At 53.4% G+C, this 22064-nt stretch carries 21 protein-coding genes; 7 read left to right on the top strand and 14 right to left on the bottom strand.

From position 1 onward, the window contains the following. Positions 1-12: 12 nt before the first annotated feature. Positions 13-1428, bottom strand: coding sequence for a replicative DNA helicase (dnaB, locus tag ACLD11_RS18390; protein ID WP_411015230.1), 1416 nt, complete (start codon positions 1426-1428; stop codon positions 13-15). Positions 1429-1492: 64 nt separating this feature from the next. On the opposite strand from dnaB, the gene ACLD11_RS18385 reads away from it, so the two are divergent. Then, positions 1493-2476: a quinone oxidoreductase gene (locus tag ACLD11_RS18385; protein ID WP_000235555.1), complete on the top strand. Its 984-nt coding sequence runs from the start codon at positions 1493-1495 to the stop codon at positions 2474-2476. A 174-nt stretch (positions 2477-2650) separates the two neighbouring features. On the opposite strand, the gene pspG is transcribed toward ACLD11_RS18385, so the two are convergent. The 3 genes from pspG to ACLD11_RS18370 form a co-directional block, all read right to left on the bottom strand. Further along, positions 2651-2893, bottom strand: coding sequence for an envelope stress response protein PspG (pspG, locus tag ACLD11_RS18380; RefSeq protein WP_000891414.1), 243 nt, complete (start codon positions 2891-2893; stop codon positions 2651-2653). A 167-nt stretch (positions 2894-3060) separates the two neighbouring features. Further along, entirely contained in the window at positions 3061-4059 is a 999-nt protein-coding gene (gene dusA, locus ACLD11_RS18375; RefSeq protein ID WP_411015229.1) for a tRNA dihydrouridine(20/20a) synthase DusA, read from the bottom strand. Positions 4060-4146: 87 nt separating this feature from the next. Further along, entirely contained in the window at positions 4147-5457 is a 1311-nt protein-coding gene (locus ACLD11_RS18370; RefSeq protein ID WP_411015228.1) for a conjugal transfer protein TraF, read from the bottom strand. Positions 5458-5703: 246 nt separating this feature from the next. Between ACLD11_RS18370 and zur the strand changes: the two genes are divergently transcribed. Continuing rightward, on the top strand, positions 5704-6219 hold the full coding sequence (zur, locus tag ACLD11_RS18365) for a zinc uptake transcriptional repressor Zur (RefSeq protein WP_000416271.1): 516 nt from the start codon (positions 5704-5706) through the stop codon (positions 6217-6219). Positions 6220-6318: 99 nt separating this feature from the next. Here the strand turns inward: zur and ACLD11_RS18360 are convergent, their stop codons facing one another. The 5 genes from ACLD11_RS18360 to ACLD11_RS18340 form a co-directional block, all read right to left on the bottom strand. Further along, positions 6319-6528: a CsbD family protein gene (locus ACLD11_RS18360; protein ID WP_001030592.1), complete on the bottom strand. Its 210-nt coding sequence runs from the start codon at positions 6526-6528 to the stop codon at positions 6319-6321. Between the two features lie 21 nt (positions 6529-6549). Continuing rightward, positions 6550-6663: a hypothetical protein gene (locus ACLD11_RS18355; protein ID WP_001575282.1), complete on the bottom strand. Its 114-nt coding sequence runs from the start codon at positions 6661-6663 to the stop codon at positions 6550-6552. Further along, on the bottom strand, positions 6660-7985 hold the full coding sequence (gene dinF, locus ACLD11_RS18350; RefSeq protein WP_411015227.1) for an MATE family efflux transporter DinF: 1326 nt from the start codon (positions 7983-7985) through the stop codon (positions 6660-6662). Before dinF ends, ACLD11_RS18355 begins: the two co-directional genes overlap by 4 nt. Positions 7986-8163: 178 nt before the next feature. Next, the gene (gene lexA / locus ACLD11_RS18345; protein WP_000646079.1) at positions 8164-8772 is read right to left on the bottom strand and encodes a transcriptional repressor LexA; all 609 of its coding nucleotides are present in this window, start codon (positions 8770-8772) and stop codon (positions 8164-8166) included. Between the two features lie 108 nt (positions 8773-8880). Continuing rightward, positions 8881-9249, bottom strand: coding sequence for a diacylglycerol kinase (locus ACLD11_RS18340; RefSeq protein WP_000002902.1), 369 nt, complete (start codon positions 9247-9249; stop codon positions 8881-8883). Positions 9250-9419: 170 nt separating this feature from the next. Here ACLD11_RS18340 and plsB point away from each other — a divergent pair, with 170 nt between their 5' ends. Continuing rightward, the gene (gene plsB, locus ACLD11_RS18335; protein ID WP_411015226.1) at positions 9420-11840 is read left to right on the top strand and encodes a glycerol-3-phosphate 1-O-acyltransferase PlsB; all 2421 of its coding nucleotides are present in this window, start codon (positions 9420-9422) and stop codon (positions 11838-11840) included. A gap of 98 nt (positions 11841-11938) precedes the next feature. Here plsB and ubiA read toward each other — a convergent pair whose 3' ends face one another. The 5 genes from ubiA to malK all read right to left on the bottom strand — a co-directional run bounded on the left by ubiA (position 11939) and on the right by malK (position 17137). Continuing rightward, on the bottom strand, positions 11939-12811 hold the full coding sequence (ubiA, locus tag ACLD11_RS18330; RefSeq protein WP_183060019.1) for a 4-hydroxybenzoate octaprenyltransferase: 873 nt from the start codon (positions 12809-12811) through the stop codon (positions 11939-11941). Between the two features lie 13 nt (positions 12812-12824). Continuing rightward, positions 12825-13322: a chorismate lyase gene (ubiC, locus tag ACLD11_RS18325; RefSeq protein WP_000019219.1), complete on the bottom strand. Its 498-nt coding sequence runs from the start codon at positions 13320-13322 to the stop codon at positions 12825-12827. 180 nt (positions 13323-13502) lie between these two features. Continuing rightward, a complete protein-coding gene (gene malM, locus ACLD11_RS18320) occupies positions 13503-14420 on the bottom strand; it encodes a maltose operon protein MalM (protein ID WP_156010328.1) in 918 nt (305 codons plus the stop codon). A 163-nt stretch (positions 14421-14583) separates the two neighbouring features. Next, positions 14584-15939, bottom strand: coding sequence for a maltoporin (locus tag ACLD11_RS18315; RefSeq protein ID WP_411015225.1), 1356 nt, complete (start codon positions 15937-15939; stop codon positions 14584-14586). Positions 15940-16027: 88 nt separating this feature from the next. Next, a complete protein-coding gene (malK, locus tag ACLD11_RS18310) occupies positions 16028-17137 on the bottom strand; it encodes a maltose/maltodextrin ABC transporter ATP-binding protein MalK (protein WP_000179176.1) in 1110 nt (369 codons plus the stop codon). A gap of 361 nt (positions 17138-17498) precedes the next feature. Between malK and malE the strand changes: the two genes are divergently transcribed. From malE to ACLD11_RS18290, 4 genes are all read left to right on the top strand, one after another. After that, the gene (gene malE / locus ACLD11_RS18305; protein ID WP_411015224.1) at positions 17499-18689 is read left to right on the top strand and encodes a maltose/maltodextrin ABC transporter substrate-binding protein MalE; all 1191 of its coding nucleotides are present in this window, start codon (positions 17499-17501) and stop codon (positions 18687-18689) included. A 131-nt stretch (positions 18690-18820) separates the two neighbouring features. Further along, positions 18821-20365, top strand: a complete 1545-nt coding sequence (gene malF / locus ACLD11_RS18300; protein ID WP_000382565.1) for a maltose ABC transporter permease MalF — start codon at positions 18821-18823, stop codon at positions 20363-20365. Positions 20366-20379: 14 nt separating this feature from the next. Then, on the top strand, positions 20380-21270 hold the full coding sequence (malG, locus tag ACLD11_RS18295) for a maltose ABC transporter permease MalG (RefSeq protein WP_001252081.1): 891 nt from the start codon (positions 20380-20382) through the stop codon (positions 21268-21270). A gap of 316 nt (positions 21271-21586) precedes the next feature. Continuing rightward, on the top strand, positions 21587-22064 hold a 478-nt coding region (locus ACLD11_RS18290; RefSeq protein ID WP_411015223.1), incomplete at its 3' end, for an MFS transporter.

Genomic DNA, 22064 nt, shown 5'->3' with positions numbered 1-22064 from the left:
AATGACGGAGAGTTACTCATCATCGTATTGCGGTCCCGCATAGTTATCGAAGCGCGACCACTGACCATTGAACGTCAGACGAACCGTACCGATAGGACCGTTACGTTGCTTACCAATAATAATTTCAGCAATGCCTTTTAAGTCGCTGTTCTCGTGATAAACCTCATCACGGTAGATAAACATAATTAAGTCGGCATCCTGTTCAATAGAGCCGGATTCACGCAGGTCGGAGTTCACCGGACGTTTATCCGCGCGTTGTTCCAGGGAGCGGTTAAGCTGCGATAGCGCCACGACCGGCACCTGAAGTTCCTTCGCCAGCGCTTTCAACGAGCGAGAAATTTCGGCGATTTCCAGAGTACGGTTATCAGAAAGCGACGGCACGCGCATCAATTGCAGGTAGTCGATCATAATCAGACTTAACCCGCCATGTTCGCGGAAAATACGCCGCGCGCGCGAACGGACTTCTGTCGGCGTAAGACCTGAGGAGTCGTCAATATACATATTGCGTTTCTCCAGCAGAATGCCCATCGTGCCGGAGATTCGCGCCCAGTCTTCATCATCAAGTTGACCGGTACGAATACGTGTCTGATCGACGCGGGACAGCGAGGCCAGCATACGCATCATGATCTGTTCGCCGGGCATCTCCAGACTAAAGATCAGTACCGGTTTATCCTGCAACATCGCCGCATTTTCGCAGAGGTTCATCGCAAAAGTGGTTTTACCCATGGAGGGACGCGCCGCGACGATAATCAAATCCGAACGCTGCAACCCTGCTGTCTTTTTATTGAGATCCTGATAGCCGGTATCCACGCCTGTAACGCCATCGTGCGGTTGCTGGAACAACTGCTCAATACGCGCCACGGTAGCGTCGAGAATCTGGTCGATGCTTTTCGGACCTTCGTCTTTGTTGGCCCGGTTTTCCGCGATCTGGAAGACGCGCGACTCCGCCAGATCCAGCAGTTCATCGCTATTGCGCCCCTGTGGATCGTAACCGGCGTCCGCAATTTCATGCGCCACCGCGATCATATCGCGGACCACGGCGCGTTCGCGCACAATGTCCGCATAAGCACTGATATTCGCCGCGCTTGGCGTGTTTTTAGACAGCTCCGCCAGATAGGCGAAACCGCCGACGCTGTCCAGTTGGCCCTGCCGCTCCAGCGATTCCGCGAGCGTAATCAGGTCGATTGGACTGCTGCTTTCCTGCAAGCGCCCCATCTCCGTAAAGATATGGCGATGCGGACGGGTATAGAAATCTTCCGCCACCACGCGCTCGGCCACATCGTCCCAGCGCTCGTTATCCAGCATTAAACCGCCCAACACCGACTGTTCCGCTTCAATCGAGTGCGGCGGCACTTTTATCCCGGCAACCTGCGGATCGCGGTCGCGGGCATCAGTCTGTGGTTTGTTGAAGGGTTTATTTCCTGCCATAGTGAATGGAGTTACCGAGATAGTGATTGGGTCGAAAGATTACCACATTTCTTTTGGAGGAAGCATGGCAACGCGTATTGAATTTCACAAGCATGGTGGTCCGGAAGTGCTTCAGACCGTGGAGTTTACGCCAACGGAACCGGCGGAACACGAAATCCAGGTTGAGAACAAAGCCATTGGTATCAACTTCATCGACACCTATATCCGTAGCGGACTCTATCCGCCCCCGTCGTTGCCTGCGGGCCTGGGAACCGAAGCTGCGGGTGTGGTCAGTAAAGTCGGCAACGGCGTGGAGCACATTCGCGTGGGCGATCGCGTCGTCTACGCGCAGTCAACGCTCGGCGCTTACAGTTCCGTCCATAACGTCCCCGCAGATAAAGCCGCGATTTTACCTGACGCCATTTCCTTCGAACAGGCGGCAGCCTCTTTTCTCAAGGGGTTGACCGTTTTTTACCTGTTGCGCAAAACCTATGAAGTGAAACCCGACGAACCCTTCCTGTTTCATGCCGCTGCGGGCGGCGTCGGTCTGATCGCCTGCCAGTGGGCGAAAGCGCTGGGCGCGAAGCTTATCGGTACCGTCGGTAGCGCGCAAAAAGCGCAGCGGGCGCTGGACGCCGGTGCCTGGCAGGTAATTAATTACCGTGAGGAGAGCATTGTAGAACGGGTAAAAGAGATCACTGGCGGCAAAAAAGTCCGCGTGGTCTATGACTCCGTGGGGAAAGATACCTGGGAAGCCTCACTGGACTGCCTGCAACGTCGGGGACTGATGGTCAGTTTCGGCAATGCGTCCGGCCCCGTCACCGGCGTGAATTTAGGTATTCTGAATCAGAAAGGTTCCCTGTATGCCACGCGACCTTCACTACAGGGGTATATTACGACACGTGAAGAACTGACCGAAGCCAGCAATGAATTGTTCTCATTGATCGCCAGCGGCGTGATTAAAGTTGATGTGGCTGAAAATCAACGCTATGCGTTAAAAGATGCCCGTCGCGCGCATGAGGTGCTGGAAAGCCGGGCCACACAGGGCTCAAGCCTGCTGATTCCGTAATAGCTCTGCAAAGAAATTGGGCTTCCACCCGGGAAGCCCTTTCTTTTTTTGTTCGGCTGTATGTAGGGTACAGCGCGATGAATTCGTTACCTGCGCAATCATGACAGATTTAATAATCGATTCCTATTTGCCTGTGAGGGCAAAGTTCCAGGTTGTGACGAACCGCTCAATACCTTAGTAAAACCGACGGTTATTGCGCTGATACTGTGGGATTTTTGGCGTTTTTACTGCTTTGATCACCCACACCACAGCCACCGCCAGCAGTAGCCACGGTAACAGCTTGATCATCAGGGCGAACATTCCGCCCAGGAACATGACGGCAGTCGCTACGACCAGCGCGGCCAGAATGCCCAGCAAGGAGACGCCCGTCACCATTAACATCAGAAAAAAGCCAAGCACAAAAAGTAGTTCCAGCATAGTCGTTCCCCATAAAGATGACATTGCCCGGCGGCACGGCGCTTACCGGGTCTGGTCAGGTAAGCTATTACAAAAATCATGCCAATATTTATATTCTTGATATATAAAGAAAACGCCCTGCAAGACTGCACAGAGCGTGGTGAGATTGACTAATTTTTGGCGAACTTTTAACGCTTGTCTGCTACCAGTTTTAGCGCCTGCTCCAGTACAGCAACATCCGCGCCAGCTTTATGGGCGTTTTCGCTCAGATAGCGACGCCACTGCCGCGCGCCGGGGATGCCCTGGAACAACCCCAGCATATGGCGAGTGATATGCCCCAGATACGCTCCCTGGCTCAATTCACGCTCAATATAGGGATACATCGCGCGAACCACCGCAACCGGGTCGGCATCGGTGGTATCGGCGCCAAAGATCTCCCGATCCACCGCGGCCAGTATACCCGGATTCTGATAAGCTTCGCGGCCAACCATGACGCCATCCATATAGCGCAGGTGCTCCTTCGCCTCTTCCAGCGATTTGATGCCGCCGTTAATGGACATGGTCAGGTGCGGAAAATCCCGCTTTAGCTGATAGACGCGCGGGTAATCCAGCGGCGGGATCTCACGATTTTCTTTGGGGCTTAAGCCAGAAAGCCAGGCTTTGCGCGCATGGATAATAAACATCTCGCATTCACCCTGACCGGAAACCGTATTAATGAAATCACACAAAAACGCATAACTGTCCTGATCGTCAATACCAATGCGGGTTTTTACCGTTACCGGAATCGAGACGGCATCACGCATGGCTTTAACACAATCGGCGACCAGTTGCGCATTGCCCATCAAACAGGCGCCAAACATACCGTTTTGCACGCGATCGGAAGGGCACCCCACGTTGAGGTTAATTTCATCGTAGCCACGCGCTTCCGCCAGCTTTGCACAATGCGCAAGCTGAGCCGGATCGCTTCCACCAAGCTGTAGAGCGACCGGATGCTCTTCTTCGCTGTAAGCCAGATAGTCACCCTTACCGTGAATAATTGCGCCCGTGGTCACCATTTCGGTGTAGAGCAGCGTCTGGCGAGACAGCAAACGCAGGAAATAGCGGCAATGTCTGTCCGTCCAGTCGAGCATAGGTGCGATGGAGAAGCGATAAGCAGGAAAAGCGGAGGACTGGGTTTCAGGCTGCATGACGAATAAATAAGCATCCGGTTAAAAAAGGGGCGTTACTATAGCATAACGCTAAACCGGAGGCGTAGCGCCTCCGGTGAAAGCACCTCAGAATGTCATTGTAAGCTGCGCGCCTGCCCCCCAGGTTTCATCTTCGCCGTACAGTCCCATTAAATCGAGATGCACACGGTTAAAGGGCGCAAAGCCAAGACCGCCGGTAACCACATTGCTATCGTTATTTTTCACATCCGCACGATACCCTGCGCGCACCGCCAGCCATGACAACGGTCGAACTTCAGCGCCGACACCCACGTACTGTGAATTGTCTTCGCTCTTAAAGCCTTTCGTTTCCGTCAGATCGCCATCGGCACTTACGGTCAGCAAATCGTTATGCCATGCGACGCCCGCGGTAACCAGGGGGCGGATTTGGTATGTATCTTTGTAGTTGGTGGTTTCTCCCGTCATACCATTAGTGATGTAAATATCTTTCGTATCGATATCGCGAGATACCAGATTTTGCCCGCTCAGCCCCAGCGTCCAGTTTTCACCGATATCGGCAGCAAGCCCCGCATCAATGTTAAAACCCGTATCATCATTGCGATAACGGCTGCTATTCCAGTCGCTACTGTCGTAGTTATAAATTGAGGTGGTGTAGTTATAGAGCCAGGTTTTTTGCAGTTTTGGCGTAACGCCAATGGAAACAGGCACCTCGCCCACCACAAACTGCTTCGCCAGCGCAATACCGTAGTCAGATACAATCGCTACCCGCCCCGACGCGGTAGAGTTTAAATGCTTTGTAATTTCGTCAGACCCCAGCAAAGCAGCGCGTCCTGCTTCACGAAGCGCGACACGTTCATCATGCTGGATATCACGCAGATACTGAATATCGTTCTGATCAATGGACGAACTCACGCGCCCATGCGCATAACCTTTGGCGATAAACGCCACGGAAAGCGTTTGCCCTGGAATACTTACCGCCAACCCGGCGCCGGCATTGGCGCGGGCGGTTTTTCCGTTGAGATATTCCAGCTCATCGGCCAGGTCGCGCGCGGCGCCCTGAAATTGATTCAGCACGCCTCGCGGATTGAGCAGAATTTGCCCCAGCGTAAGGTTATCGACGACCTCATCGTAGTAATCCACTTTATCGCTGATATCGTCAATTTCATCCTGGAGATTGTCTTTATCCGTAATCTGGACGCCGACCGCAGGAAGGACAACAGTGATATTGTCTTCCGGTTTGGCTTTTGCCAGTAACGCCGGATTTAATAGTACTCCGCTGCCATAATTCGCGGACGCAACGCCCGTCCCGCCCATTGCGTCATTACGCGCTTCCGTCCAGGTATTGGCGACGCTCGCCTGCTTTGCCATAAAAAGCGAGACCGCGATAGCAATCAGTGAAAGTTTGACGTTTTTGTTCACAGTTAGCCCATCTTATTATCAGGTGAAGTAATCCCTCCGCCACGCTTTACCGGACAGAGGCGAACTATTGCTGTGAAATAGTGATGTTAAATCCTGTTGTTATAATATCGACCCTCATTAGGTATAGATGAGAATACTGGCGCGGAAAAGCTTAGCAGTCGATATCTTGTCGCGGGGTAATTTCAGAGTTTTAAGCAGCTCGTGGTAAAGTAGCGGATTAGACTTTCATGCCATTCGAGGTGCTACATGGAAAAGACCACAACGCAAGAGTTACTGGCGCAAGCTGAAAAACTCTGCGCGCAGCGCAACGTGCGCCTGACGCCTCAGCGCCTCGAAGTGCTGCGCCTGATGAGTCTGCAACAGGGTGCCATCAGCGCATACGATTTGCTCGATTTGCTGCGCGAAACGGAACCACAGGCCAAACCGCCCACCATTTACCGCGCGCTGGATTTTTTGCTCGAACAGGGTTTTGTCCATAAAGTGGAATCCACCAATAGTTATGTGGTTTGCCACCTGTTCGACCAGCCGACGCACAGCTCGGCCATGTTTATCTGCGATCGTTGCGGCGTGGTGAAGGAAGAGTGTGCCGAGGGCGTGGAAGACATCATGCATACGCTGGCGGCTAAAATGGGCTTTGCGCTACGACATAACGTTATTGAGGCGCACGGTCTGTGCCCTGCGTGCGTAGAAGTGGAAGCGTGTCGCCATCCGGGCGACTGTGGTCACGATCACTCGGTGCTGGTGAAGAAAAAACCGCGTTAGCCTGAACGGAAAAACGGGCGGCAGTAGAGAGGAGCACGCCCGCATTCATAAGCAAACAGTGGGAAGCACATCCATGTACTCCTGGTAGGGGAAAACGTATTACCAGCGATAGTTGTTACGGGTTTCCCAGTCAACAACCTCTTTTTCCGCCTGATCTTTCTGGTAACCGTAACGCTCCTGGATTTTACCTACCAGTTGGTCGCGTTTACCTTCGATAACGGTCATATCGTCATCGGTCAGTTTGCCCCATTGTTCTTTCATTTTACCTTTAAACTGTTTCCAGTTACCGCCGGCTTCGTCTTTATTCATCATCTTGTCCTCATCATTCGGTTAGGAATAGCAGGTGTTATTCGCCCAAATGCACTGCAATTTCTGCTGGACGTGATAATAATTGTAGGCAGGAATTCGGCCTTCGGTTTTATATTCAGAATTTTTAACCGTCACGATCTGGCAAACCATGTACCCTCGCGCCAGTGACGACGCCAGATAAGGCTCAACGACAGACCGCGAAGCGCCAGGAACACGGTTAATGCCAGCCATAAACCATGATTTCCTAATACCGGCAGGGCGAAGAGCGTCAGCGCGAATCCTCCCGCGGCGACTGCCATGCTATTGCGCATTTCGGCAGCGCGCGTCGCGCCAATAAACATACCGTCGAGCAGATAGCACCATACGCCCACCAGCGGTAATACCACCTGCCAGATAAGATACCGATCCGCCAGTAGCTGTATTTGCGGCAATGAGGTCAGTAACGCGACAATATGTTCGCCTGCCAGGGCATAGACTGTGGAAAACAACAAGGCCACAATTCCCGACTGACGACACGCCGCTCGCCAGACGTCCAGTAGCTTGCTACCGTCACGCGCGCCGTAAGCCTGACCGGAGTGCGCCTCCACCGCATAAGCAAAACCGTCCAGCGCATAGGCCGTAAAGGTGAGTAAGGTCATCAGGACTGCATTTACCGCGATAATATCGCTGCCCAGCCGCGCGCCTGACACCGTGATTGCGCCAAAACAAAGCTGAAGGAGCAATGAGCGCAGCATGATATCGCGATTGAGCGCCAAAAGGCGGCGCACGTTGCCGCGCCAGGCCTGTTTTAGCATATCCAGCGACACACCGCGGAGATGGAGAACTTTACGTACCATCATGAGGCCGATCAGTAACGTGGCATATTCTGCGATGACCGTCGCCAGGGCGGCGCCCTGCACGTTCATATGAAGTCCCATCACCAGCCACAGGTCGAGCGCGATGTTGAGAATATTGCCCACGACCAACAAGATAACCGGCGCCCGCGCATACTGAACGCCTAACAGCCAACCGAGCAGTACCAGATTCGCCAGTGACGCGGGAGCGCTTAGCCAACGAATTTCAAGGAAGCGTCTCGCCTGCACCAGGACAGCGTCGTTCCCGCCGACAATATGTAAAGCCAGCTCGATAAGCGGCGTGCGAAATAGCACAATCATCACGCCTGCACCCAGTGCCAGCAATAACGGTTGAATGAGCGCCCGGGCTAACGCCTGCGAATTTTTGGCGCCAAATGCCTGCGCCGTTAGTCCGGTGGTGCTCATACGTAGAAATAGCAGCAGCATGAAAAGAAAGCTGGTGGCAGTCGCGCCCACCGCCACGCCGCCCAGGAAAACAGGGCTGTCCAGATGACCAATCACCGCCGTATCGACCAGCCCCAGCAAGGGGACGGTGATGTTAGAAAAAATCATCGGCAGCGCGAGACGCCAGAGAGCTTTATCAGAGGAGGTAAAAAGCGGCATGGAGAAAAGCCTGACAAGGAGTTAAACGAAACGAGCGCATTGCCGGATGGCGACGTAACGCCTTATCCGGCCTACAAATTAATCATCTCAGGAACTGCATTCCCGTAGGCCTGATAAGCGTAGCGCCATCAGGCTGCACGATTGCCGGATGACGGCTTACAAGGAGATTAAAAAGAGATTACAACCATTCCCCGTTGCGAATGACGCCTACCGCCAGCCCTTCAATCGTAAAGCTTTGTTCGCGCAGATCCACCACTATCGGTGTAAACTCGCTGTTTTCCGGCAGCAGCTCCACTTTATTGCCCTGCTTTTTCAGGCGCTTTACTGTCACTTCATCGTCAATGCGAGCGACAACCACCTGGCCATTACGGACGTCTTGCGTTTTATGTACCGCCAGCAAATCCCCATCCATAATACCGATGTCTTTCATCGACATACCGCTCACGCGCAGCAGGAAATCGGCGCTGGGTTTGAACAGTGAAGGATCGACCTGGTAATGGCCTTCAATATGCTGCTGCGCCAGAAGCGGTTCACCCGCCGCGACACGCCCGACAAGCGGTAATCCGTCCTCTTCTTCCTGTAACAGACGGATACCTCGCGATGCGCCGGAAACGATTTCAAGCACCCCTTTGCGCGCCAGCGCTTTAAGGTGTTCTTCCGCCGCGTTTGGGGAACGGAACCCCAAACGCTGCGCGATTTCCGCACGCGTCGGTGGCATACCTGTCTGGCTGATGTGATCCCGGATGAGATCAAACACCTCTTGTTGCCTGGCCGTTAACGCTTTCATTCCGCCCCCTGGGTGTATATACAGTCATGCTGTGAGTATATACAGTTAAAGGTGATTTTGGAACCACAAACGGCGCAAAAAACAAGAGATTTATAAAATTTGGAACCTTTATCGAAAATGTGACCATAACAGGATGCCCCAGGTCATCAGGGCAACGAAAATAGACAGCAGCACCGCAGCCGATCCCATATCTTTCGCACGGCCGGAAAGCTCATGGTATTCAGAACCGATGCGGTCCACGACCGCTTCAATAGCGCTGTTGAGGATTTCAACAATCATGATAAGTAAAACGGAACCTATCAATAACACACGGGTAATCGCATCCACATCCAGCCAGCAGGCGATGATGACACCCAGCAATACCGCGAGGCTTTCCTGGCGAAACGCCGCTTCGTGAGTCCATGCGGCGCGAAATCCTTTCCAGGAATATCCTGCCGCTTTGATAATTCTGGTGAATCCAGTGGTATTATTGGCCATCAAAAGAACCTTTTTACATTATTAACGTCAATGACATTATACGGTTGCCCTACACGATTCGGACTGCCGTAACGCAGCGCGAAGTATGACGGGATACAACAGAAATTCGCTAAACTTTCTGATATCCTTGCAGCGCATTTGCATTATTAACCAGAGGCTTTACATCGTTTATGTCCGGCTGGCCACGAATTTACTACAAATTACTGAATTTACCATTAAGCATACTGGTAAAAAGCAAGTCTATTCCGGCGGAACCCGCCCAGGAATTGGGGCTCGATACTTCTCGCCCCATTATGTATGTCTTGCCATACAACTCAAAAGCGGACTTACTGACGCTGCGGGCGCAATGTCTGGCGCACGATCTCCCGGATCCGCTGGAGCCGCTGGAGATCGACGGCGCGCTGTTGCCGCGCTATGTATTTATTCACGGCGGACCGCGTGTCTTTACCTATTACACGCCAAAAGAAGAGTCGGTGAAACTTTTTCACGATTATCTCGATCTGCATCGGAGTAATCCGGCTTTGGACGTGCAGATGGTGCCCGTTTCCGTGATGTTTGGCCGCGCGCCGGGTCGTGAAAAGGGAGAAGAGAACCCGCCTTTACGCATGCTGAACGGCGTACAGAAATTCTTTGCCATCTCCTGGCTGGGTCGCGATAGCTTTGTCCGATTCTCGCCGTCCGTCTCATTGCGTCGTATGGCTGATGAACACGGCACCGATAAAATCATCGCGCAGAAGCTGGCTCGCGTGGCGCGTATGCACTTTGCCCGCCTGCGCCTGGCGGCGGTTGGCCCACGCCTGCCCGCCCGTCAGGATCTGTTTAACAAACTGCTGGCCTCGAAAGCGATCGCCCGCGCGGTAGAAGACGAAGCGCGTAGTAAGAAAATCTCTCATGAAAAAGCGCAGCAAAACGCCATTGCGCTGATGGAAGAGATCGCGGCGAACTTCTCTTACGAGATGATTCGTTTGACCGACAGGATTTTGGGGTTTACCTGGAACCGACTTTACCAGGGGATTAACGTGCATAACGCCGAGCGCGTACGCCAACTGGCGCACGACGGGCATGAAATCGTCTATGTGCCCTGTCATCGCAGCCATATGGACTACTTGCTCCTTTCTTATGTGCTGTATCACCAGGGACTGGTTCCGCCGCACATTGCCGCCGGTATTAACCTTAATTTCTGGCCCGCTGGCCCGATTTTCCGTCGTCTGGGCGCGTTCTTTATTCGTCGCACCTTTAAGGGGAATAAACTCTATTCCACCGTCTTTCGCGAATACCTGGGCGAGCTGTTCAGCCGCGGTTACTCGGTTGAGTATTTTGTCGAAGGAGGACGTTCGCGTACCGGACGTTTGTTAGACCCGAAAACCGGCACCCTGTCGATGACTATCCAGGCGATGCTGCGCGGCGGTACCCGTCCAATTACGTTAGTGCCTATTTACATCGGCTATGAGCACGTCATGGAAGTGGGCACCTATGCGAAAGAGCTGCGCGGCGCGACAAAAGAGAAAGAGAGTCTACCGCAGATGCTGAAAGGCTTGAGCAAGCTGCGCAATCTGGGTCAGGGCTACGTTAACTTTGGCGAACCGATGCCGCTCATGACGTACCTGAATCAGCATGTGCCGGAGTGGCGCGAATCTATCGACCCTATAGAGGCCATACGCCCAGCCTGGCTGACGCCGACGGTAAATAGTATCGCCGCCGATCTGATGGTGCGTATTAACAACGCTGGCGCGGCAAACGCGATGAACCTGTGTTGTACCGCGCTGTTAGCGTCGCGTCAGCGCTCGCTCACCCGCGAGCAGCTCACCGAGCAGCTTGATTGCTATCTCGATCTGATGCGCAATGTCCCTTATTCCACAGACTCAACCGTTCCTGCCGCCAGCGCTGGCGAGCTCATCGCTCACGCGCTGCAGATGAATAAGTTTGAGGTCGAGAAAGACACCATTGGCGATATCATCATCCTGCCGCGCGAGCAGGCGGTGTTGATGACCTATTATCGTAACAATATCGCGCATATGTTGATTATGCCTTCGCTGATGGCGGCGATTATCACCCAGCATCGTCGCATTTCGCGTGATGCGTTGCAGCAGCATGTTGAAGCGCTCTATCCGATGTTAAAAGCGGAGCTGTTCCTGCGCTGGGAGCGCGAGGAGTTAGCCTCGGTCATTGACGCTCTGGCCAGTGAAATGCAGCGTCAGGGGCTAATCACCCTGCAGGATGATGAACTGCATATCAACCCGGCGCATTCCCGTACGCTGCAGCTGCTGGCGGCAGGCGCGCGCGAAACGCTACAGCGTTATGCCATTACGTTCTGGCTGTTGAGCGCCAATCCGTCCATCAACCGCAGTACGCTGGAGAAAGAAAGCCGTACCGTGGCGCAACGTCTGTCTGTCCTGCACGGTATTAACGCGCCGGAGTTTTTCGACAAAGCGGTGTTCAGTTCACTCGTGTTGACGCTACGGGATGAGGGTTATATCAGTGATACGGGCGATGCCGAACCGGCAGAAACGATGAAGATATATCAGATGCTTGCCGATCTGATTACCTCTGATGTCCGTCTGACGATTGAAAGCGCGACGCAGGGCGAGTAAGCCAGTGCCTGAAATGCCCGATGGCGTAAGCTTATCGGGCAACTGATATGACGTATTGAAAATTTTGGCTTTGCAGGCCGGGTTCGCCCGGCATGACATCAGAAGTGCCAGTAACTCATCGCCAGCCCTAAAAATAGCACCAGGCCAACGTAGTTATTGTTCATAAAGGCTTTAAAGCAGGCTTCACGTTCACGGTTCGCAATCAGTTTTTGCTGGTAGACAAACAGCGCGCCCGCCACCAGCACAGCCCAGTAATATCCCCATCCCAGACCATTCAACCAGCCGATCAGCGCCATTAACACCATGACACCAAGCTGCAGAATCCCGATAATCAATGTGTCATAACGACCAAACAGGATCGCCGTCGATTTAATGCCTATCTTGATATCATCATCTCTGTCGACCATCGCATATTGCGTATCGTAAGCCACTGCCCAGAGAATATTGGCGAGGAACATCAGCCAGCAGCTCAACGGCAGGGATTCGCTCACCGCGGCGAACGCCATGGGGATTGACCAGCCGAAAGCGGCCCCCAGCACGACCTGCGGCAGGTGGGTGTAGCGTTTCATAAAGGGATAAACCCAGGCCAACGCCAGCGCCGCCACGGAAAGCAGAATCGTCATGGCGTTCAGCGTCAGCACCAACAGAAACGCCAGCAGCACCAGCACCACAAACAGGTTGCGCGCTTCTTTCTCTGTCACGGCGCCGCTGGGTAAAGGCCGGTTGACCGTACGTTTTACATGTCCGTCAAATTTACGATCGGCATAATCATTTACCACGCAGCCCGCCGCGCGCATTAACCACACGCCAGCGACAAAAACCGCCAAAATCCACAGCTGAGGCATACCCGGTGTCGCCACCCATAGCGCCCAAAGCGTCGGCCAGAGCAGCAGCAACGCGCCAATAGGCTTATCTGTACGCATCAAACGGTGAAACGCCAGCAGCTTACTCTGCGTCAGACTCCACTCCATCTTTATCTTCCTCTCAGTACAGCGGCGATGCAGGTAAAAAAAGCTCGGTAAGCAACAGCGGTTTTCCGCTCAACCGCAGTCGAGAGCGGCGCCCCCACAGCGTTGCATCGCGTCCAATTTCAATAAAATCGCGGGTCAGTGTCGATGATGTAAATAGATAACGTCCAAGCGGGGTTTTACCCAGATGTTGTAAGACCTGTTCAGGTCCGCACAGCGTGGATTCCGGTACCACGGTACGTCCGGCAAGCCAGGGCTCGCCGTCAGCGCAAAGCAGTATCTCACGTAACCAGTAGCGGGATTCGGATGGCAGTAAACCTGATGCTTCCTCGACCTCACTTTGGCCGACAAACGCTTCCCGAATCAGCGTCACGCTTACCCGCTTTCCCTGCTGCTCAAAACGTTTAGTCATAGAATCTTCCAGCAACAGCCAGTCCAGCAAATGGGGTTCAAGCGCAGGAATCGCATCAAAATAGCGCAGCGCACGCAGTTGCGTTAACGCAGGGTGTGACATGCCTTACTCTCCGATTCATAACTTAAAGTCATTGTATCTCAGAAAAGACATTACGGGGGGCGCAATCACAATTAAGTGATCTATTGCGCAACAAAAAAATAACAATTCGCATGAAATGATAAAAAAAGGTGCGCCAGGAGACGCACCAGTTGCTGCAAAATCAGCACTGTGGGGAAACAATTACCCCTTGCCTTTTACACTGCTGATAAAGGTGGAACGGGCAGATGTCGATCCCAGACGTTCGGCCTCATCAAGCAGTTTCAGCGCTTTATCGACGTCGCCTTTCGCTACGGCATCCTTAATCGCTTTATTAAAGTAGCTTTCCGTATCGTTCAACATCGGTTCGCTTTTCTTCGGCGCGACTGGCGCTGGCGCAGCGACCGGCGCGGCGGTATTGCCTACCGTTACCGGCCCGGTACCGGACGAGCCAAACAACGGCCCGACCAATACGCTGGAGCTGCTGTTGGTTTTTACCTTCAGTGTCACCACGCCGTCAGTGGTATGGCGAGCAACTGGATCGGGTATATCCGGGATAGAGTTACCGACACCTTTGGCATAGGCTTTTGCCGGATCGAGCAGCGTAGTAGTTTGCTGAAGATCTTTTTCGGTCGTAAACACCAGAACATAGAGTTTTTGCTGCCCCAACGCAGGCGTCAGGCGCATCACGCCTTCCAGCCGGTCTGCGCTCATGACGCCCGGCTGCTGATAAGTAAAGTAACTGCTGGGGAAGAACGCCGAAGGCGTCATATTTTGGTCAAGAATCAACACGTTTGGCGCAAAAACGCTGGCTTGCTTATTGACCTCGCTGGTCAGAGTTAATGTCAGCTCGCCGATATTCGCCGGAACGCTATAAGCGGCGACCGGGCCGGTAATGCCGGCGACGTCAAGGCGCTGGCCGCCAGTCGCCAGTTGGGTAGACTGCGTTTTTGACTGATCTACAGGCGTCCAGGTTAATTGCTGTAGCGCGGCAGCAGGAATAGCGGGCGCGGCGCTGGTATTTTGCGGTACATAGTTCACTTCCGCCAGGCTGATACCCGGCACGCTGGCGAACAGCCCTGCGGTTAAACAGAGGGCGACGAGACTTTTCTTCATTTTCATTATTCTCACCTCAATAAGGCGGGTTCAGCGGTAGCCAGGCAATAGCGCGCCAACCCAAACATATCGCCGAATGGCGGCTGGCGCCTTATTCGGCTTACAAGCATCATCAGACCTGATGTTTCAGAGGGGCTTGTGCCCCTCGTTACGTCAGATGACCATCGTATTACCACCAGATTTCCATCTGGGCGCCGAAGGTCCACTCATCGCTATCGCCACGGCTGTTGGTGGAAATGCCGGAGTTAGTCGCTGCGGCATAACGGGAAATGTTATCGCCGTCTTTGATATAGCCCCATTTCTCATCCCATTTCGCGTAGGTGGCGAAAATACGGATAGCCGGACGCGACCAGATGCTGTCGCCCGCCTGCCACTGTTGCGCCAGGGTGATTTTATATTGATTGTTATGATCGCCAGTCTGCTGAGATTTCACGTTGTCATAACCCACTTCCAGCAGGGTACTCATGATTGGCGTCCATTTGAACATCGGACGTACGCCTACAGTCCACCAATCGGTACCGAGTTTATTGTCCAGGTCTTGTTTCTGGAACATACCGACGTACATCAGATCCCAACGATCGCCCAGCGAAATCGCGCCGTGATCCAGCACACGCCATAGTTTGCCGTTGTTATTGACGTAGTCGTCAACGTGGTGGATGACATTACCGTCATCGTCTTTTGTATCATAGGCATACCCATAGGTACCCTGCGCCCCGCCTTTACCCTGCGTGGTCATCGCGTCAGTCGCATACTGAAGGACAAACTTGTTATAGCCTTTCAACATGCTTTGCGTGTGTTCGGCGGTGAACATCCAGCCGTCTTTCGATGCCCCATCAGCCAACTTATAACCATCGGTCGTATTGGCGCGGCCGTAATCAACGCCCAGCTCCAGTACGCCGTCCGGGTTCGTTTGCAGACCAGCCAGACGTACGTCAAAGACGTCGTTCGCGGTATCTTTAGAAGTATCGTAAATATTTTGGCTGCTGAAGGTGTAAGAACCGCCCGCTTCCTGAGAGCGGGTCGCCGCCAGTGAAAGCTTACCGAAGCCCAGATCGATATTTTCGATACCCGCGCCAGGACCTGAAATATCCCAGTAGTAGAAGTCGATCATGTGTACGTCATGACGCTGATAGAAGCGCTTACCGGCCCAGATGGTAGAGCCCGGTAGCCATTCAATCAGGTTTTTACCCTGCACGTTCGCTTCGCGGAAGGCGGGATCGGTCGATTCCCAGTCGTTCTGCTGGTTAACCGAATAGGCGACGTTGGTGTCGAAATAGAAGCTCTTATCGCCCTCTTTCCACACTTCCTGGCCCAGTTTCAGTTCCGCATAGGTTTCACATTCGTTACCGAGACGGTATTTACTTTGGGCACCCGTTGCCTGGAAACACTGTTGTTCGCCGCCGCTTCCCGTCCAGCCAATACCGGAACGGGCGTAACCGTGGAAATCGACAGCCATTGCCTGAGCGGACATTACGCCCGCTGCGACAGCAACCGCCAGTGGGAGTTTGCGCAGAGTAATCATCATTCTATCTCCTGAGATCATTGCTTTTCTTTAAACGCTGCCACCTTCTAAAACTGCGAATGGTTTTGCGTTTCGTTTTTTTATGGAGGCCTTAAACACCCGGCTCTTGATGCAGACGACGACATGCGCTGCCATCCTCGCGGAACAGATGACAGCGCTCTGGCGGCAGGCCGATAGCGAATGTGGCGCCCTCTTCTACCAACACCACGTCATTCTGGCGATAAACCAGGTTTTGACGGATGGCGGGGATCTGGATATGAATTTGTGTTTCGTGCCCTAACTGCTCGACAACCTGGACTTCACCTTCCAGGGTGACATCGGCGATATCGCTCGGCAGCAGGTGTTCCGGCCGAATGCCTAAAGACATATTGGCGCCGACCTGCACGCCGCGACTTTCGACCGGCAGCCAGATTTGCTGGCGATTCGGCAGTTCGACCTGGACTTGTTCAATCGCGGTGGCGGTCACTTTCACCGGCAGGAAGTTCATCTTCGGCGAGCCGATGAAGCCCGCGACAAAGCGGTCCGCCGGATAGTGGTACAGCTCCAGCGGCTTACCGACCTGCGCGACGCGACCGGCGTCCAGCACCACGATTTTGTCGGCCAGCGTCATCGCCTCGACCTGATCGTGGGTGACGTAAATCATCGTGCGGCCCAGACGTTTATGCAGGCGAGAAATTTCAATACGCATCTGCACGCGCAGCGCGGCGTCCAGGTTAGAGAGCGGTTCATCCAGCAAAAACACACGCGGCTCCGCCACCAGCGTGCGGCCAATCGCTACGCGCTGACGCTGCCCGCCGGAAAGCGCTTTTGGCTTACGTTCCAGCAGATGCGCCAGTTGCAGCACTTCCGCCACCTGATTGACGCGTTGATTCATTACCTCTTTTTTGGCGCCCGCCAGCTTGAGGCCGAAAGACATGTTTTCTGCAACGGAGAGATGGGGATAGAGCGCATAAGACTGGAATACCATGCCCACGCCGCGCTCGGCAGGCGGGATATCATTCATACGGGTTTCCCCGATAAACAGGTCGCCACTGGTGATGGTTTCAAGCCCGGCGATCATACGCAGCAAGGTCGATTTACCACAGCCTGACGGTCCCACAAACACCACGAACTCCCCGTCATGGATATCGAGGTTAATATCTTTCGATACCACCACGTCACCCCAGGCTTTCGTTACATTTCGTAGCTGTACGCTCGCCATGCCTTTCTCCCTTCGTTACAACCTGTCATTGACAGCAACATTCATGATGGCCTGACTATGCGCGATCCCTGACTGGGGTAAATCCTCCACCCCCCGGCTTTTTTATGGGGGAGGAGGCGGGAGGATGAGGACACAGCGCCTGAGACCACGGGTGCGGGCAGAAAAGGAATTTCGTGATGCCGCCCGCAAAAATCGGCGTGTTTTTATGTGCGCCAGCACGCATTACTCACATTTATGTAACACAGATCACATAAAGCCGGGGTGGGGCGTAGGGGCGGGGAGGATGGAAAGAGGTTGTCGTATAAAGAAACTAGAGACCGTTAAACCACCTCTGTGTACATCACCAAAAAGGATGGGAGATATGAAGATTAAAACTGGCGTAGGCATCCTCGCATTATCCGCACTTACGACGATGATGATTTCCGCCCCGGCTCTCGCCAAAATTGAAGAAGGTAAACTGGTTATCTGGATCAACGGCGACAAGGGCTATAACGGTCTGGCCGAGGTCGGTAAAAAATTTGAGCAAGACACCGGCATTAAAGTGACCGTTGAGCACCCGGATAAGCTGGAAGAGAAATTCCCGCAGGTGGCAGCCACCGGCGACGGTCCTGACATTATCTTCTGGGCGCACGACCGTTTTGGCGGCTACGCGCAGTCTGGTCTGCTGGCGGAGGTCACTCCGGATAAAGCGTTTCAGGACAAACTCTATCCGTTTACCTGGGATGCGGTACGTTATAACGGCAAGCTGATCGCCTACCCCATCGCCGTTGAAGCCCTCTCCCTGATTTATAACAAAGACCTCGTCCCGAACCCGCCGAAAACCTGGGAAGAGATCCCGGCGCTGGATAAAGAGCTAAAAGCGAAAGGGAAGTCGGCGATAATGTTCAACCTGCAAGAACCGTATTTCACCTGGCCTTTGATCGCCGCTGACGGCGGTTACGCGTTCAAATTTGAAAACGGTAAGTATGACGTGAAAGACGTTGGCGTCGACAACGCCGGCGCGAAAGCGGGTCTGACTTTCCTGATCGATATGATCAAGAACAAAAATATGAGCGCCGATACCGATTACTCCATCGCCGAAGCAGCCTTCAATAAAGGCGAAACGGCAATGACCATCAACGGCCCGTGGGCATGGTCGAACATCGACAAGAGCAAAGTCAACTACGGTGTCACCCTGCTGCCGGCCTTCAAAGGTAAACCCTCGAAACCGTTCGTCGGCGTGCTGAGCGCGGGGATTAACGCTGCCAGCCCGAACAAGGAGCTGGCGAAAGAGTTCCTCGAAAACTACCTGCTGACCGATCAGGGTCTGGAGGCAGTGAACAAAGATAAACCGCTGGGCGCCGTGGCGCTGAAATCTTTCCAGGAGCAGTTAGCGAAAGACCCCCGTATCGCCGCCACCATGGATAACGCCCAGAAAGGCGAGATCATGCCGAATATTCCGCAGATGTCCGCCTTCTGGTATGCGGTACGTACGGCTGTGATCAACGCCGCCAGCGGCCGTCAAACCGTGGATGCCGCGCTGAAAGATGCACAAAGCCGTATCACCAAGTAATGCCGCGAGCCTGTGCCGGATGGCGGCATAAATGCCTTATCCGGCCTACAACACACCGTAGGCCTGATAAACGCAGCGCCATCAGGCACATCTCCGGCCAGGAAGTTTCAACGCTGTAGAGGAAAACCCCCATGGATGTCATTAAAAAGAAACACTGGTGGCAAAGCGACCAGCTTAAATGGTCAGTTATTGGTCTGCTGGGCCTGCTGGTGGGTTACCTTGTAGTTTTAATGTACGTACAAGGGGAGTATCTGTTCGCCATCATGACGCTGATTTTAAGCTCTGCTGGCCTGTATATTTTCGCAAATCGTAAAACCTATGCCTGGCGCTACGTTTACCCTGGCCTTGCCGGCATGGGGCTGTTTGTGCTATTCCCGCTGGTGTGCACCATCGCCATCGCCTTTACTAACTACAGCAGCACCAACCAGCTCACCTTTGAACGCGCCCAGCAAGTGCTGATGGACCGTTCTTATCAGGCGGGAAAAACCTATAACTTCGGTCTTTACCCGGCCGGCGACGAGTGGCAACTGGCCCTCACCGACGGAGAAACGGGCAAACATTACCTGTCTGACGCATTTTCCTTCGGCGGCGAACAAAAATTACAGCTGAAAGAGACCGATGCCCTGCCGGGCGGCGAACGCGCCAATCTGCGGATAATCACCCAGAACCGTCTGGCACTGAACCAGATAACCGCCGTCCTGCCGGATGAAAGTAAAGTGATTATGAGCTCGCTACGTCAGTTTTCCGGTACCCGTCCGCTGTACACACTGGCTGATGACGGCCTGCTTACCAATAACCAGAGCGGCGTAAAATACCGGCCAAACAACGATAGCGGTTATTATCAGTCGATCAACGCCGACGGAAGCTGGGGTGATGAAAAACTCAGTCCTGGTTATACCGTTACTATCGGCGCGAAAAACTTTACGCGCGTCTTTACCGACGAAGGGATTCAGAAGCCCTTTTTCGCTATCTTCGTCTGGACCGTGGTCTTTTCGGTCCTCACTGTGGTGTTAACCGTGGCGGTTGGGATGGTATTGGCCTGCCTCGTACAGTGGGAAGCGCTGAAAGGTAAAGCTATCTACCGCGTCCTGCTGATTCTGCCCTACGCCGTACCGTCGTTTATTTCAATTTTGATTTTCAAAGGGTTATTCAACCAAAGCTTTGGTGAAATCAATATGATGCTGAGCGCGCTGTTCGGCATTAAACCTGCCTGGTTCAGCGACCCCAACACCGCGCGGGCAATGGTGATTATCGTGAATACCTGGCTGGGCTATCCCTACATGATGATCCTGTGTATGGGGCTGCTGAAAGCGATTCCGGACGACCTGTACGAAGCCTCCGCAATGGACGGCGCCGGTCCATTTCAGAATTTCTTTAAGATCACCTTACCGCTGCTGATTAAGCCGCTAACGCCGCTGATGATCGCCAGCTTCGCCTTTAACTTTAATAACTTTGTCCTGATTCAGTTATTGACCAACGGCGGGCCAGACCGTCTCGGCACCACCACGCCAGCCGGTTATACCGATCTGCTCGTCAGCTACACCTACCGTATCGCCTTTGAAGGCGGCGGCGGTCAGGACTTCGGTCTGGCGGCGGCCATTGCCACGCTGATCTTCCTGCTGGTAGGCGCGCTGGCAATAGTGAACCTGAAAGCCACGCGTATGAAGTTTGATTAAGGGAGATAATAACAATGGCTATGGTCCAACCCAAATCTCAGAAACTGCGTCTCTTCATCACGCACCTGGGGCTGCTGATTTTCATCGCGGCGATCATGTTCCCGCTGCTGATGGTCATCGCTATCTCGCTACGTGAAGGGAACTTCGCCACCGGAAGCCTGATCCCGGACAAAATCTCCTGGGAACACTGGCGGTTGGCGCTGGGTTTCAGCGTGGAACATGCGGATGGTCGGGTAACGCCGCCTCCCTTCCCGGTCCTGCTGTGGCTGTGGAACTCGGTGAAAATCGCCGGTATTACCGCCATCGGCATCGTGGCGCTCTCCACCACCTGCGCCTACGCTTTCGCACGAATGCGTTTTCCAGGTAAAGCAACGCTGCTCAAAGGGATGCTGATTTTCCAGATGTTTCCGGCGGTTTTGTCTCTGGTGGCGCTGTATGCGTTATTTGACCGCCTGGGACAATACATTCCATTTATCGGCCTGAATACGCATGGCGGCGTGATCTTCGCCTATCTTGGCGGCATCGCGCTGCATGTCTGGACGATTAAAGGCTACTTCGAAACTATCGACAGTTCGCTGGAAGAGGCCGCCGCGCTGGATGGCGCAACCCCGTGGCAGGCGTTTCGCCTGGTGCTGCTGCCGCTTTCCGTACCGATTCTGGCGGTAGTGTTTATTTTGTCGTTCATCGCGGCGATTACCGAAGTTCCGGTCGCCTCGTTGTTACTGCGTGATGTGGACAGCTATACGCTGGCCGTGGGTATGCAGCAATATCTCAACCCGCAAAACTATTTGTGGGGCGACTTTGCCGCCGCCGCCGTCCTTTCCGCGATTCCTATCACCCTGGTGTTCCTGTTGGCGCAGCGTTGGCTGGTCAACGGCCTGACGGCAGGGGGTGTAAAAGGCTAATCTTCGTTATACCTGCCCGGCAACGGGCAATGCCACTGCCCTCAACTTATGTTATCCCCACTTATGGTCGTATTTTGGCGCTCTTCGGAGCGCTTTTTTTATGTTATTTTACATTGCTGTTACGATTATTTCCTTTCGTGGCCCCCATCACTGCAATTATATTTACCGCCTGAAAACAGACAAATTAAACAGAATTAAGATCACAGAAAAGACAAAACATAATTGCAATGTAAAAAATGATAATTGTCTTCCCTGCCTGTTAAATTCACCATCACGACACTGATCAAAAGAGCTGTATCCTCTAAGGCAGGTCTGAATGAACACCCACTATAATTCCCGCTATATTTTTTCCATTACCTTAGTCGCAACATTAGGAGGGTTATTATTCGGCTATGACACTGCCGTCATATCCGGAACGGTAGAATCCTTAAATACCGTGTTTGTCGCTCCGCAACATTTAAGTGAACCCGCCGCCAACTCGCTATTGGGCTTCTGCGTCGCCAGTGCGTTGATTGGCTGCATCATCGGCGGTGCGCTGGGCGGTTATTGCAGTAACCGCTTTGGTCGTCGGGACTCGCTGAAAATCGCCGCCCTGTTGTTCTTTATTTCTGGTATTGGTTCCGCATGGCCAGAATTAGGATTTACCACGATTAACCCAGATAATGCCGTACCTGTTTATTTGGCCGGATACGTCCCCGAATTTGTTATTTATCGCATCATCGGCGGTATTGGCGTAGGTTTAGCCTCGATGCTCTCACCGATGTATATTGCAGAACTGGCTCCAGCGCATATTC

Origin of the sequence: Salmonella sp. 741265116_PST (genome assembly GCF_046567715.1) — a bacterium.
Lineage (GTDB): Bacteria > Pseudomonadota > Gammaproteobacteria > Enterobacterales > Enterobacteriaceae > Salmonella > Salmonella enterica.
The sequence above is the reverse complement of the archived record's forward strand: the minus strand, read 5'-3'. Positions and strand labels throughout refer to the sequence as shown.